Source organism: Serratia sp. GW822-FHT06D09 (assembly GCF_058799515.1).
On sequence record NZ_JBXALO010000007.1, the window covers coordinates 270,529 to 283,905 of the forward strand.

General features: G+C 57.6%; 12 protein-coding genes. 9 read left to right on the forward strand and 3 right to left on the reverse strand.

Features of this window, described 5'->3' with window-relative positions; all coding sequences use genetic code 11:
• Positions 1-63: 63 nt before the first annotated feature.
• The 7 genes from AC1RKG_RS18150 (at position 64) to AC1RKG_RS18180 (ending at position 7,674) form a co-directional block, all read left to right on the forward strand.
• Positions 64-1,251, forward strand: a complete 1,188-nt coding sequence (locus AC1RKG_RS18150; RefSeq protein WP_493183552.1) for an aminotransferase-like domain-containing protein — start codon at positions 64-66, stop codon at positions 1,249-1,251.
• A gap of 313 nt (positions 1,252-1,564) precedes the next feature.
• On the forward strand, positions 1,565-2,884 hold the full coding sequence (ugpB, locus tag AC1RKG_RS18155) for a sn-glycerol-3-phosphate ABC transporter substrate-binding protein UgpB (protein WP_020824825.1): 1,320 nt from the start codon (positions 1,565-1,567) through the stop codon (positions 2,882-2,884).
• A gap of 162 nt (positions 2,885-3,046) precedes the next feature.
• Positions 3,047-3,934 (forward strand): sn-glycerol-3-phosphate ABC transporter permease UgpA, encoded by an 888-nt coding sequence (gene ugpA / locus AC1RKG_RS18160; RefSeq protein ID WP_041415156.1) that lies wholly within the window; start codon positions 3,047-3,049, stop codon positions 3,932-3,934.
• On the forward strand, positions 3,931-4,776 hold the full coding sequence (ugpE, locus tag AC1RKG_RS18165) for a sn-glycerol-3-phosphate ABC transporter permease UgpE (protein ID WP_020824827.1): 846 nt from the start codon (positions 3,931-3,933) through the stop codon (positions 4,774-4,776). Before ugpA ends, ugpE begins: the two co-directional genes overlap by 4 nt.
• A 16-nt stretch (positions 4,777-4,792) precedes the next feature.
• Positions 4,793-5,869, forward strand: a complete 1,077-nt coding sequence (locus AC1RKG_RS18170; protein ID WP_046374713.1) for a sn-glycerol-3-phosphate import ATP-binding protein UgpC — start codon at positions 4,793-4,795, stop codon at positions 5,867-5,869.
• Positions 5,866-6,612 (forward strand): glycerophosphodiester phosphodiesterase, encoded by a 747-nt coding sequence (ugpQ, locus tag AC1RKG_RS18175; protein WP_048762269.1) that lies wholly within the window; start codon positions 5,866-5,868, stop codon positions 6,610-6,612. Before AC1RKG_RS18170 ends, ugpQ begins: the two co-directional genes overlap by 4 nt.
• Before the next feature lie 105 nt (positions 6,613-6,717).
• Entirely contained in the window at positions 6,718-7,674 is a 957-nt protein-coding gene (locus AC1RKG_RS18180; protein ID WP_020824829.1) for an AEC family transporter, read from the forward strand.
• Here the strand turns inward: AC1RKG_RS18180 and AC1RKG_RS18185 are convergent.
• Complete coding sequence (locus AC1RKG_RS18185) at positions 7,655-7,984, reverse strand: hypothetical protein (protein ID WP_122076576.1); 330 nt, start codon at positions 7,982-7,984, stop codon at positions 7,655-7,657. The two genes, AC1RKG_RS18180 and AC1RKG_RS18185, sit on opposite strands and share 20 nt — an antisense overlap.
• A gap of 150 nt (positions 7,985-8,134) precedes the next feature.
• Here AC1RKG_RS18185 and AC1RKG_RS18190 point away from each other — a divergent pair, with 150 nt between their 5' ends.
• Positions 8,135-8,998 (forward strand): carboxylate/amino acid/amine transporter, encoded by an 864-nt coding sequence (locus AC1RKG_RS18190; RefSeq protein WP_020824831.1) that lies wholly within the window; start codon positions 8,135-8,137, stop codon positions 8,996-8,998.
• 32 nt (positions 8,999-9,030) lie between these two features.
• Here AC1RKG_RS18190 and metR read toward each other — a convergent pair whose 3' ends face one another.
• Entirely contained in the window at positions 9,031-9,981 is a 951-nt protein-coding gene (gene metR, locus AC1RKG_RS18195) for an HTH-type transcriptional regulator MetR (RefSeq protein WP_020824832.1), read from the reverse strand.
• 90 nt (positions 9,982-10,071) lie between these two features.
• Here metR and metE point away from each other — a divergent pair, with 90 nt between their 5' ends.
• Entirely contained in the window at positions 10,072-12,363 is a 2,292-nt protein-coding gene (gene metE, locus AC1RKG_RS18200) for a 5-methyltetrahydropteroyltriglutamate--homocysteine S-methyltransferase (RefSeq protein ID WP_493183553.1), read from the forward strand.
• A gap of 92 nt (positions 12,364-12,455) precedes the next feature.
• On the opposite strand, the gene AC1RKG_RS18205 is transcribed toward metE, so the two are convergent.
• The gene (locus AC1RKG_RS18205) at positions 12,456-13,292 is read right to left on the reverse strand and encodes a dienelactone hydrolase family protein (RefSeq protein ID WP_020824834.1); all 837 of its coding nucleotides are present in this window, start codon (positions 13,290-13,292) and stop codon (positions 12,456-12,458) included.
• Between the last annotated feature and the right edge of the window lie 85 nt (positions 13,293-13,377).

Below are 13,377 nucleotides of genomic sequence, written 5' to 3' on the forward strand. Positions count from 1 at the left end.
GCGACTCGGGCGCAGCGTATCGGACCCCTACAACATTTTTAACGATTACGAGAAGAATAAGAAATGAACACAGAAGGGTTACTCGCGCAGCGCATCGTAAAAGTAAAAAGCTCGGCAATCCGTGAATTGCTCAAGCACAGTAAGATGGAAAACGTCATTTCGCTGGCGGGCGGCATCCCCTCTGATGCCCTGTTTGATTTCGAAGGGCTGAGCATCGCCACTCATCAGGCGATCACCGAACAGGCGAAAAGCGCTTTTCAGTACGGTCTGACCGAAGGCAGCCCGGTGCTGCGTGAACGCATCTGCGAGCTGTGTGCCGAACGCGGCGTCACCGCCACCGCCGATGAAGTGATGGTCACGGCCGGCTCCCAACAGGCGCTGGATCTGGTGATGCGCGCCATTGTGAACCCGGGCGACGTGTTCGTGGTGGAACGTCCGACCTACCTGGCGGCGTTGCAGACGCTGGAACTGGCGGAAGCCAACATCATGTCGGTATCGTCCGACAGCGATGGCATGGTGGTCGAAGAACTGGCCGAGCTGTTGAAAACGCAGCGCATCAAGGGCGTGTATGTGGTGCCGAACTTCGGCAACCCAAGCGGCATTACCCTGAGCGCCCCGCGTCGCGAACTGTTGGTCAAGCTGGCGGCCGAGCACAATTTCCTGATCATCGAGGATGATCCGTACGGCGAACTGCGTTTTACCGACGAGCGTAACGCGACGCTGCACCAGGTTTCGCAGCAGGTGCTGGGCCATACCGATAACATTATCTATACCTCGACCTTCTCCAAGATCCTGGCTCCGGGGTTGCGTCTGGGCTGGGCTATCCTGCCGCCGTTTTTGCTGCATAAAGTGGCAATCATCAAGCAGGCGGCGGATCTGCATGCCAGCGCATTGTCGCAGAGCATCGTAGAGTGTTACCTGGGGCTGGATCGCCTGCCGGCGCAGATCGAAAAGATCCGCGCGGCTTACAAACAAAAGGGTGAGATCCTGGCCGGGCTGGTGGAAAAAGAGCTGGGTGACCATATCAGCTTCGATATGCCGAAAGGCGGCATGTTCCTGTGGGCGCGTTTCCGTCAGCCGTTCAACGCCACCGAATGGCTGAAAACCACCCTGCAGCAGGGCGTGGTGTTTGTGCCGGGAGAATACTTCTTCTCAGACAATCCGGACCGTTCTACCTTCCGCCTGTCGTTCGCCACCGCCACTGAACAGCAAATGCAGGAAGCGGTTGCCCGCCTGCGCCGTTCACTGTGATCTTCACGGCGGCGGGGATCTTTCCCCGTCGCCGACATCAAACCGCAATCTGCACTTCACTCTTCCGTCATATGGCTGTCATCTAACGGTTATTTTTCTGTCATCCGAGCATGGCATGTTAGCTTCCGAACAAAAAACTGATTCTTTTCGCTCACGCGCTTATTGCCCCAATAGATTTCACGTAGCAGCAAGGCGGTGACCGCCAGAATCCTCAGGAGTTTACATAGGTAAATGACTGAGGTGATAGAGGGAAACCAACACGGCTGCGGCGTGAAAGATGCAGGGGATACACCAGCTTTTTCAGGAGTTAGGCATGCTCACCTACGCTATTCGCAAAACCACGCTGTGCGTCGCGTTGACCCTGGCGGTCAGCACTCAGGCACTGGCGGCGACCGAGATCCCGTTCTGGCATTCGATGGAGGGTGAACTGGGTAAAGAAGTGGATTCCCTGGCGGACCGCTTTAACCAGTCGCACACCGACGTCAAAATTGTTCCGGTTTATAAAGGCAACTACGAACAAAGTCTGGCGGCGGGCATCGCGGCCTATCGCTCCGGTAAAGCGCCGGCGATCCTGCAGGTGTATGAAGTGGGTACGGCCACCATGATGGCCAGCAAGGCGATCAAGCCGGTGTACGAAGTGTTTAAAGACGCGGGCATCAGCTTTGACGAATCGGTATTCGTGCCTACGGTGTCCGGTTACTACACCGACAACAAAAGTGGACACCTGCTGTCGCAGCCGTTCAACAGCTCCACCCCGGTGCTGTATTACAACAAAGATGCCTTCAAGAAAGCCGGTTTGAACCCAGACCAGCCGCCAAAAACCTGGCAGGAGCTGGCGGCGGACACCGCCAAACTGCGTGAAGCTGGCATGAAATGCGGCTATGCCAGCGGCTGGCAGGGCTGGATCCAACTGGAGAACTTCAGTGCCTGGCACGGCGTGCCATTCGCCACGGAGAACAATGGCTTTGGTGGCGCGAGCGCCAAGCTGGAGTTCAACAAGCCGTTGCAGGTCAAGCATATCCAACTGCTGGAAGAGATGAACAAAAAAGGTGACTTCACCTATTTCGGCCGTAAAGACGAATCCACCGAGAAGTTCTACAGCGGTGACTGTGCGATTACCACCGCTTCATCCGGCTCGCTGGCGGACATCAAGCATTACGCCAAATTCAACTATGGCGTGGGCATGATGCCGTATGACGCCGATGCCAAAAATGCACCGCAGAACGCCATTATCGGGGGCGCCAGCCTGTGGGTGATGAACGGTAAAGATGCCGCCACCTATAAAGGTGTAGCCGAGTTCCTGCAGTATCTGGCACAGCCGGAAATCGCCGCCGAGTGGCACCAGAAGACCGGTTATCTGCCGATCACCACCGCAGCGTACGACCTGACCAAACAACAGGGGTTCTATGACAAGAACCCAGGGGCGGACGTGGCGACGCGTCAAATGCTGAACAAGCCGCCATTGCCGTTCACCAAGGGGCTGCGTTTGGGCAATATGCCGCAGATTCGCACCGTCGTGGATGAAGAGCTGGAGGGCGTGTGGACCGGTAAGAAAACGCCACAGCAGGCATTGGATGCCGCCGTACAGCGCGGTGATGTGTTGCTGCGTCGCTTCGAGTCTCAGACTAAGTAATAGCAGCTACTGCGCTTTGCCATTCTGGGATTGGGCAGTGCTCGCTCTCCTCATGGACTTTATGTCCACTCCGGGAGCTGTGCGCTGTCCGCACCCAGACTGGCTTTGCTCGCGACGCCCTGCTTCGAGTCACCCGTTTTTTGTCTTCATGAGTCCCTAATGATGAGTTCACATCGTCCCGGTTTCGGCTGCAGTTGGCTGCCCTATGTTTTAGTGCTGCCACAGTTGCTGATTACCGCAATATTCTTTCTGTGGCCCGCCGGTGAGGCGCTGTGGTATTCGGTGCAAAGCCTCGACCCGTTTGGCCTGTCCAGCCAGTTTGTCGGGCTGGACAACTTTACCCAACTGTTCCACGACCCTTACTATCTGGACTCGTTTTACACCACGCTGATTTTCAGTTTCCTGGTGGCGGGTATCGGGCTGGTCGTGTCGCTGTTCTTCGCCGCGTTAGTGGATTACGTGCTGCGCGGCAGCCGGATCTACCAGACGCTGATGATCCTGCCTTACGCCGTGGCGCCCGCAGTGGCGGCAGTGCTGTGGATTTTCCTGTTCAACCCCGGCCTGGGGCTGATTACCCACTTCCTCAACGGACTGGGTTACAGCTGGAACCACGCGCAAAACAGCGGGCAGGCGATGTTCCTGGTGGTGCTGGCCTCGGTATGGCAGCAAATCAGCTATAACTTCCTGTTTTTCCTGGCCGCGTTGCAGTCAATTCCACGCTCTCTGGTTGAGGCGGCGGCCATTGACGGTGCCGGCCCGGTACGGCGTTTCTTCAATCTGGTGCTGCCGTTAATCACGCCGGTGAGCTTCTTTCTGCTGGTGGTGAATCTGGTGTACGCCTTCTTCGATACCTTCCCGGTGATCGATGCCGCGACCGGCGGCGGACCGGTACAGTCCACCACCACGCTGATCTACAAGATTTACCGTGAAGGCTTTGCCGGTCTGGATCTGTCCAGCTCCGCGGCACAGTCGGTGATCCTGATGTTGCTGGTGATTGGCCTGACGGTGATCCAGTTCCGTTTTGTCGAACGTAAGGTGCGTTACCAATGATTGAGAACCGACGCGGGCTGGACATTTTCAGCCACGTAATGCTGATTATCGGCGTGCTGGTGGTGCTGTTCCCGCTGTACGTGGCCTTTGTGGCGGCTACGCTGGACGACAAACAGGTGTTTCAGGTGCCGATGACCCTGATCCCCGGCGGTCACCTGTGGGAAAACATCAGCAATATTTGGCAGGGTGGCGTGGGCAACCTTAAGGTGCCGTTTTCGCTGCTGCTGTTGAACAGCGTGGTGATGGCGCTGGCCATCACCTTCGGCAAGATTGTGGTGTCGGTGTTGTCCGCCTATGCCATCGTTTATTTCCGTTTCCCGCTGCGCAGCCTGTTCTTCTGGCTGATATTCCTCACCCTGATGTTGCCGGTTGAGGTGCGTATTTTCCCGACGGTGGAGGTTATCTCCAACCTCAACCTGCTGGATAGCTACACCGGCCTGACGTTGCCGCTGATGGCGTCGGCGACCGCCACCTTCCTGCTGCGCCAGTTCTTTATGACGTTACCGGACGAACTGCTGGAAGCGGCGCGGATTGACGGCGCCGGCCCGATGCGTTTTTTCTGGGATATCGTGCTGCCGCTGTCGAAGACCAATCTGGCGGCGCTGTTTGTCATCACCTTTATCTACGGCTGGAACCAGTATTTGTGGCCGATTCTGATCACCAGCGATGCCTCGATGGGCACCGCAGTGGCGGGCATCAAGAGCATGATCTCCACCTCCGGCGCGCCGACCCAGTGGAATCAGGTGATGGCGGCGATGATTCTGACTTTAATTCCACCGCTGACGGTGGTTCTTCTGATGCAGCGCTGGTTTGTACGCGGCCTGGTTGATAGCGAAAAGTAACGAGAGAAATTTTCACATGGCAGGTTTAAAACTACAGGCAGTCACCAAGTCTTACGACGGTAAAACGCCGGTGATCAAGCAAATTGACCTCGACGTGGCGGACGGCGAATTTATCGTGATGGTCGGCCCGTCCGGCTGCGGTAAATCGACGCTGTTGCGCATGGTGGCCGGGCTGGAACGCACCACCAGCGGCGATATTTATATCGACAGTCAACGCGTAACGGATATGGAGCCGAAAGATCGCGGTATCGCGATGGTGTTCCAGAACTATGCGCTGTATCCGCACATGAGCGTATACGACAACATGGCCTATGGCCTGAAAATTCGCGGCTTTGGCAAACAGCATATTCAACAGCGGGTGGAGGAAGCCGCGCGTATTTTAGAGCTGGAGCCGTTGTTGCAACGCAAGCCGCGCGAGCTTTCCGGCGGCCAACGTCAACGGGTGGCGATGGGACGCGCTATCGTGCGCGAGCCGGCGGTATTCCTGTTTGATGAACCGCTGTCGAATCTGGATGCCAAGCTGCGCGTCCAAATGCGCCTGGAACTGCAACAACTGCATCGCCGGCTGAAAACCACCAGCCTGTACGTGACCCACGATCAGGTGGAGGCGATGACGTTGGCACAGCGGGTGATCGTCATGAACAAAGGCGTGGCAGAGCAAATTGGCACCCCCAGTGAGGTCTATCAGCGCCCGGCGTCGCTGTTCGTCGCCAGCTTTATCGGTTCGCCGGCGATGAACCTGTTGCCCGGCACGTTGAGCGCCGACGGCAGTCAACTGCAACTGGCGGAGGGGATGACGCTGAATTTACCGCAACCCAAGGCGCAGTGGGGCGGTCGCCGGTTGACGCTTGGCATCCGCCCGGAACATCTTCAACTGACCACCTCCGAGCAAGGGGGCGTGCCCCTGGCGCTGCAAACGCTGGAGTTATTGGGCGCAGATAACCTGGCGCATGGGCAGTGGGGCGGTCACGGCGTGATTGCGCGTTTGTCGCATGAAACTATGCCGACGGCGGGCAGCACGCTATATTTGCAGTTGCCTGCACAGGCGCTGCACTTTTTTGATACCGATAGCGGATTACGGATGGAATCATGACCACAGCCTGGCCTTACCCCCACATTGTCGCCCACCGCGGCGGCGGTTCTCTGGCACCGGAAAATACCCTGGCGGCGATCGATGTCGGCGCACGGCACGGTCATAAAATGATTGAGTTCGACGCCAAGCTGGCGCAGGACGGGCAAATATTTCTGTTGCACGACGATACCCTGGATCGCACCAGCAACGGCTGGGGCGTGGCGGGTGAGCTGCCGTGGGACAAGCTGGTACAGCTGGATGCCGGCAACTGGTATAACTCCGCTTACAAGGGCGAACGTTTACCGCTGTTGGCCGAAGTGGCGGAGCGTTGCCAGCAGCACGGCATGATGGCGAACATTGAAATCAAGCCTACCACCGGCAGCGATGATGAAACCGGTCGTGTCGTGGCGCTAGCCGCACGTTTGCTGTGGCAGGGACAGACCGATCCGCTGCTCTCTTCTTTCTCGATTGAGGCGCTTGAGGCGGCGCAGCGTACGGTGCCGGAACTCCCGCGCGGCCTGTTGCTGGATCAGTGGGACGACAACTGGCAGGCGCTGACCGAACGATTGGGCTGCGTTTCGTTGCACATCAACCATAAAGAACTGACGGCCGAACGGGTGTCGGCGCTGAAAGCCGCAGGGCTGCGCATCCTGGTTTATACCGTTAACCAGCCGGCGCGTGCGCGCTTGTTGTTGAACTGGGGCGTTGACTGCATTTGCACTGACCGGATAGATTTGATCGGCCCGGACTTTCCCAACGCGTGATCCCGTTGCCACGGACGCAGTTTGCTGCGTCCGTGAGAAAGCCGTCGGTGCCTGTTGAATTTTGCGACGTCAGTCCTTTGCCGCCGCGCTAACGGAAGGGATGTGATGTCTGTTTTTATGGGTTCGTTATGGCATCAAATAGCGCTGTCTTTGCCGCTATTTGTGCTGATCGTGTTGGGATATGGGCTTATCCGCTGGGGTAAATGGCCAGCGACCATCACCGACGGTTTAACGCGTTTTGTCTTCTCTTTGGCTCTCCCCGCCATGTTGTTCCGCATGATGTGCGACTTTTCGCAGCGTCCAGCGGTAGATGCCCGCCTGTTGATCGCCTTTTTCGGCAGTTGCCTGATTGTGTTCGTGATCGGTCGCATCACCGCGCGTCGGGTGTTTAAACTGGATGGAGTGGCGGGATCGGTTTTCGCGTTGGGTGGAATTTTCTCCAATAACGTGATGCTGGGCCTGCCCATCGCCAGCGTCATGCTCGGCGAGGCGGCAATTCCATCGGTGGCCTTGGTGTTGGTGTTTAACGGCCTGATCCTCTGGACGCTGGTGACTATCTCCATCGAATGGGCGCGCAATGGTTCGCCGACGCTGCAGGGCTTTATCAAAACGGCGCGTAGCGTGCTGACCAATCCGCTGATTATCGGCATTCTTTCCGGCACGCTGTTCAGCCTGACCGGCTTGCCGCTGCCGACGTTTGTCGACCAGCCGGTCAGCATGCTTGGTCAGGTTGCCGCACCGCTGTCGCTGGTGGTGCTGGGTATGGGGCTGGCGGAGTATCGCATCAGCGAAGGCTGGCGCCTCAGCAGCGGCATCTGTTTCCTCAAGCTGATTGTTCAACCGCTGATCATCTGGCTACTGGCCTGGATGATGGACCTGCCGCCGATGGAAACCCGGGTGGTGGTGTTGCTGGGTTCGATGGCGGTCGGGGTCAATGTTTACCTGATGTCACGCCAGTTCAACGTATTGACCGGGCCTGCCGCCACCAGCCTGGTGATGTCTACCGTGCTGGCAGCAGTGACTACGCCATTGATCCTGACCATCATGGGCGTGCGGGGCTAGCCGGCAGCGGTGCCTGGGGGACTGCAGGTGCTGTGCGGTTAAATGGGCTGCGCGGCTGGTTGCCGTTGGGTAACAACTTCCCACCGTTTGGCGCCGTTTGCTGCAGTTGCTGCTGGTTATTATCGAACTGCCGCTGTTGTTGCAGGCGGCGCTGATCCAGCTGCTGATTATTCAACATACGCTGTTGTTGCGTCTGCTGAGTGCGTTGGTTGAGAAACTGCTGTTGCGAGCTGAGCTCGGTGACGCCGTTGGCCGCGGTGGCCAATCCGGACAGCAGCAACAGGCCATAGAGCAGATGATAACTTTTCATGATGTTCTCCTCGTCTTTTATTAAGCCTAACCCAGCGATGCAAATTTGCTGAAAGTTTGTATTTTGCTCAGATGTAAACCTTCTTTTCACTACACCCCTTTCTGCCTTCCGTTACAATCGCCCTTTCTGAATCTTTAGGGTGAACCCATCGTGCTGCTTCTGGTGATTACTACCATCCTGTGGGCATTTTCTTTCAGCCTGATTGGCGAATACCTGGCGGGCCAGGTCGACAGCTGGTTCTCGGTGCTGATGCGCATCGGCCTGGCGGCGGCGGTGTTCCTGCCTTTCCTGCGCTGGCGCAACATCAAGCCAAAAGTGATCCTGTTGTACATGCTGGTGGGTGCTTGCCAGCTTGGCATCATGTATCTGTTCAGCTTCCGCGCGTACATGTACCTGACGGTGCCGGAATTCCTGCTGTTTACCGTGCTGACGCCGCTGTACGTTACGCTGATTTATGACTTGATCAGTGGACAGCGCCTGCGCTGGGGTTATGTGTTCAGTGCGCTATTGGCGGTGCTGGGCGCTGCGATTATTCGATATCATCAATTGAGCGAGCATTTTTGGTGGGGGCTGTTGCTGGTGCAGGCGGCGAACATCAGCTTTGCCATCGGCATGGTCGGTTACAAACGGTTGATGGAAGTGCACCCGCTGCCGCAACACACCGCATTTTCCTGGTTCTATCTGGGGGCCTTGGTCGTGGCGGTGGTCGCCTGGTGCCTGTGGGGCAATCCGCAGCAGCTGCCAACCACTAACCTGCAGTGGGGCATTCTGGTCTGGCTGGGCGTAGTGGCTTCCGGGCTGGGTTATTTCATGTGGAACTACGGCGCAACGCAGGTGGATGCCGGTACTTTGGGCATCATGAATAACATGCATGTGCCGGCAGGACTGTTGGTTAATCTGGCCATCTGGCAGCAACAGCCGCATTGGCCAAGTTTCATTATCGGCGGGGCGGTGATTGTCGCTTCGCTGTGGGTGCATCGCCGTTGGGTGGCGCCTAAAATCGTCAGCAAATAAACGGGCAGCCCAAGCGCGAACTGCCCTGATATTCAGGGTTGCGAAGCCAGCGGTTTGACGCTGGCGACACCGGCGCTTGGGCGTGCAGCATCACGCACGAATGGCAGATGGTTGCAGGCATGTTGCCGAGCCGAGCGGATAAAGGCTTCGGTGACGGCCTGGCGCTGTTCACCGTCGCGTACCGCCGCGTACAGGCGGCTCCAAAGCCCATCCCCCAGGGTTTTGGTCACCACTAACCCCTGGCGTTCAAAACTTTCCACCACCCAGTGCGGCAACGCCGCGATCCCCATGCGGGCCGATACCATCTGGATCAGCAGCAGGGTGTTATCCACGTTTTTCAGCGCCGGGCTGATGCCTGCGGGCTGCAGGAAATGGCGCCAGATATCCAGTCTCTGACGCTGTACCGGGTAAATCATCAGCGTTTCGTCAATCAAATCTTCAGGCTCAATGTGCAGCTTGCTGGCCAATGGATGATCCGGCGCCAGCACCAGTCGTACTTCGAAATCAAACATCGGTGAATAGTGCAGCCCACTGCGCGGCAGAATGTCGGAGGTCAGCACCAGATCCAGTTCACCCTGTTGCAGCGCCGGCTGCGGATCAAAGGTCACGCCGGATTTGAAGTCCATGATCACCTGCGGCCAACTCTGACGGAAGTTGTCCAGCGCGGGCGTCAGCCATTGAATGCAGCTGTGGCATTCAATGGCGATGCGCAACGTGGCCTGATGAGGTTCGTGACACGCCTGCAGCGCGTGCTGGATTTGCGGCAGTACCTGTTCTGCCAACTGCAACAGGATCTCTCCCTGCGCGGTAAAGCGCAGCGGCTGGCTTTTGCGAACGAACAGCTTGAAGCCCAGACGCTGCTCCAGATCGCTGAACTGATGCGACAGAGCAGACTGCGTCTGATGGAGTTGGGCCGCCGCGGCCGCCAGCGAGCCGGTATTGCGCAGCGCCTGCAGCGTCCGTAAGTGTTTCAGTTCGATCATGAGAGTCCTTCACAGTGACAGTGAATAAATTGCGCTTGTGGTTAATACAGTACCTGCGGATTATGGATGTGTAAACATCTGGACGGCTAAATGGGGAATATGACGATGGCAATTTTAAATCACACACTGGGTTTTCCTCGCGTTGGGCTAAGACGTGAACTGAAAAAAGCTCAGGAAAGCTACTGGGCTGGTAACTCAACGCAGGAAGAACTGCTGGCGGTTGGCCGCGAGCTGCGCGCTCGCCATTGGCAACAACAACAGCAGGCCGGAGTGGATTTGGTGCCGGTCGGCGATTTCGCTTGGTACGACCATGTATTGACCACCAGCCTGCTGCTGGGCAACGTGCCGGCACGTCATCAGAATGCGGATGGCTCAATCGATCTGGACACGCTATTTCGCATCGGCCGTGGTCGCGCACCAACCGGAAAACCGGCAGCGGCGGCAGAAATGACCAAATGGTTTAACACCAACTACCACTACATGGTGCCTGAATTCCACAAAGGCCAGCAGTTCAAACTGGGGTGGACCCAACTGCTGGAAGAAGTGGACGAAGCGCTGGCTCTGGGCCACAAAATCAAGCCGGTGTTGCTGGGGCCGGTGACCTATCTGTGGCTGGGTAAAGTGAAAGGCGAAGCGTTTGACCGTTTGTCGCTGCTGAAAGACATCCTGCCGGTTTACCAGCAGGTGCTGGCTGAATTGGCGCAACGCGGCGTGGAGTGGGTACAAATTGACGAGCCAGCACTGGTGCTGGAATTGCCGCAGGAATGGCTGAACGCCTTCAAGCCGGCTTACGAAGCGCTGCAAGGTCAGGTAAAACTGCTGCTGACCACCTACTTCGACAGCGTGGGCCATAATCTCGACACCGTCCGCGAGCTACCGGTTCAGGGGCTGCACGTTGATCTGGTTGCCGGTCATGACGATATCGACGCATTGAACAAGGCGCTGCCAGCAGAGTGGCTGCTGTCTCTGGGCGTCATCAATGGTCGCAATGTCTGGCGTGCGGATCTGAGCAGTTGGTTTGAACGCCTGCAGCCGTTGGTCGGCAGCCGCCCACTGTGGATCGGCACTTCCTGTTCACTGCTGCACAGCCCTATCGATCTGAGCGTGGAAACTCGCCTGGACGAAGAGGTGAAAAGCTGGTTCGCCTTTGCTTTGCAAAAATGCACTGAATTGGCCCTGTTGAGCGCGGCGCTGAACGCACCGGGTGCAGAAAAGCAGGCCGAACTGGACGCCTATAGCGCACCAATCCGCGCTCGTCGCCAGTCCAGCCGCGTGCATAATGCGCAGGTAAGCCAACGCCTGGCGGCGATTACCGCGCAGGACAGCGAACGTCAGCGCCCTTACGCCGAGCGTGCTCAGGCACAGCGTGCGCGCTTTAACCTGCCGGCCTGGCCGACCACCACGATAGGGTCTTTCCCGCAAACCACGGAAATTCGCGGCCTGCGTCTGGACTTCAAGCAGGGGCGTTTGGACGGCAATAACTACCGCACCAGTATTAGCGAACACATCAAACAGGCGATTGTTGAACAAGAACGCCTGGGGCTGGACGTGTTGGTGCACGGCGAAGCCGAGCGTAACGACATGGTGGAATATTTCGGTGAAAACCTCGACGGCTTCGTGTTCACTCAAAACGGCTGGGTACAGAGCTACGGTTCCCGCTGCGTAAAACCGCCGGTGATCATTGGCGATATCAGTCGCCCTGAAGCCATTACCGTCGAGTGGGCGAAGTATGCTCAGTCGCTGACCGACAAGCCGGTAAAAGGCATGCTGACCGGTCCGGTCACCATTCTCTGCTGGTCGTTCCCGCGTGAAGACGTGACCCGCGAAGTGATCGCCAAACAGATTGCCCTGGCGCTGCGCGACGAAGTGGAAGATCTGGAAAAAGCCGGTATCGGCATTATCCAGATTGATGAGCCTGCACTGCGCGAAGGTTTGCCGCTGCGTCGATCCGACTGGGCTGCCTATCTGAACTGGGCGGTGGAGGCTTTCAAACTGAACGCCGCTGTCGCGCAAGACGACACGCAGATCCACACTCACATGTGTTATTGCGAGTTCAACGACATCATGGACTCCATCGCGGCGCTGGATGCTGACGTGATCACCATCGAAACCTCGCGTTCCGATATGGATCTGCTGGAGGCCTTCAAAGAGTTTGAGTACCCGAATGAGATTGGACCGGGCGTGTATGACATCCACTCGCCGAACGTGCCAAGCGTGGAATGGATCGAAGCGCTGCTGCGCAAAGCTGCGCAGAACATCCCGGCTGAGCGTCTGTGGGTGAACCCGGACTGCGGCCTGAAAACCCGTGGCTGGCCGGAAACCCGTCAGTCGCTGACCAACATGGTGCTGGCCGCACAGCGCCTGCGTGAACAGCAAGTCTGATAGCGACTTTTGGGTGTAGATTATTCTGGGCGCTTCGGCGCCCTTTTTCATATCGCAAATGACTGCCGATCGGGCAGCCTTAAGACGAGAGGCTATTTAACGCCTGGCACTCCGTGCTGCGCGAACCAAGCCAGCATACGTTGCCAGCCATCCTCTGCCGCTTCGGCGTTGTAGCTGGGCCGGTAGTCGGCATTGAAGGCATGGCCGGCCTCGGGATACACCACGATCTCGGCATTGGCGTTGGCCGCGCGGATCGCCTGACGCATGCTTTCCACCGTCTCCAGCGGGATGCTGCTGTCCTGGCCGCCGTAAAGTCCCAGCACCGGTGCCGTCAGCTGTGTCGCAACGTCGACCGGGTGTTTTGGCGAATTCAGCGTTTTTTCACCCACCAACCTACCGTACCAGGCCACCGCAGCCTTTAACTGCGGGTTGTGCGCGGCATAGAGCCAGCTAATACGCCCGCCCCAGCAGAAACCGGTAATCGCCAGCTTGCCGGCATCGCCGCCGTGGCGCGTTGCCCAATGGGCAGCATGATCCAGATCCGCCAGCACCTGACGATCCGGCACCTTGCTCACCAGATTCTGGAACAGTTCACTGATATCGGTGTATTCCCGGGCATCCCCTTGACGGAAGTACAGTTCCGGCGCTATCGCCAGATAACCCTGCTTCGCCAGACGACGGCACACATCCTGAATATGTTCATGTACGCCAAATATCTCCTGTACCACCAGAACGACCGGGAAGGGGCCGCTGTGGTCCGCCGGTTTGGCGATATAGGCAGGCAGGTTGTCACCCTGGGAAGGAATGGTGGTTTCCCCGGTATGAATGCCCTGCTCGTCGGTGAGGATGGTAGAAGCCGCCAGGGGGGTTACGGCCGGGGTGAATCCCCCCTGGGCCTGTTTTAATGTCATCACATGATCGGTTTTCATTGCGGTCTCCGTGCAATCAATAGAGAAAAGCGCTGCGATTAACTATAGGAAAGATTACCCGTTATTGGCATCGAGTGGAGCATTT

Bases quoted from the DNA above. Each gene is read 5' to 3' on its own strand.
- ugpQ (WP_048762269.1), top strand. From the start codon at position 5,866: ATGACCACAGCCTGGCCTTACCCCCACATTGTCGCCCACCGCGGCGGC.
- AC1RKG_RS18185 (WP_122076576.1), bottom strand. From the start codon at position 7,984: ATGAAAAGTTATCATCTGCTCTATGGCCTGTTGCTGCTGTCCGGATTG.
- metR (WP_020824832.1), bottom strand. From the start codon at position 9,981: ATGATCGAACTGAAACACTTACGGACGCTGCAGGCGCTGCGCAATACC.
- metE (WP_493183553.1), top strand. From the start codon at position 10,072: ATGGGGAATATGACGATGGCAATTTTAAATCACACACTGGGTTTTCCT.
- AC1RKG_RS18205 (WP_020824834.1), bottom strand. From the start codon at position 13,292: ATGAAAACCGATCATGTGATGACATTAAAACAGGCCCAGGGGGGATTC.
- AC1RKG_RS18180 (WP_020824829.1), top strand. From the start codon at position 6,718: ATGTCTGTTTTTATGGGTTCGTTATGGCATCAAATAGCGCTGTCTTTG.
- ugpA (WP_041415156.1), top strand. From the start codon at position 3,047: ATGAGTTCACATCGTCCCGGTTTCGGCTGCAGTTGGCTGCCCTATGTT.
- ugpE (WP_020824827.1), top strand. From the start codon at position 3,931: ATGATTGAGAACCGACGCGGGCTGGACATTTTCAGCCACGTAATGCTG.
- ugpB (WP_020824825.1), top strand. From the start codon at position 1,565: ATGCTCACCTACGCTATTCGCAAAACCACGCTGTGCGTCGCGTTGACC.
- AC1RKG_RS18170 (WP_046374713.1), top strand. From the start codon at position 4,793: ATGGCAGGTTTAAAACTACAGGCAGTCACCAAGTCTTACGACGGTAAA.
- AC1RKG_RS18150 (WP_493183552.1), top strand. From the start codon at position 64: ATGAACACAGAAGGGTTACTCGCGCAGCGCATCGTAAAAGTAAAAAGC.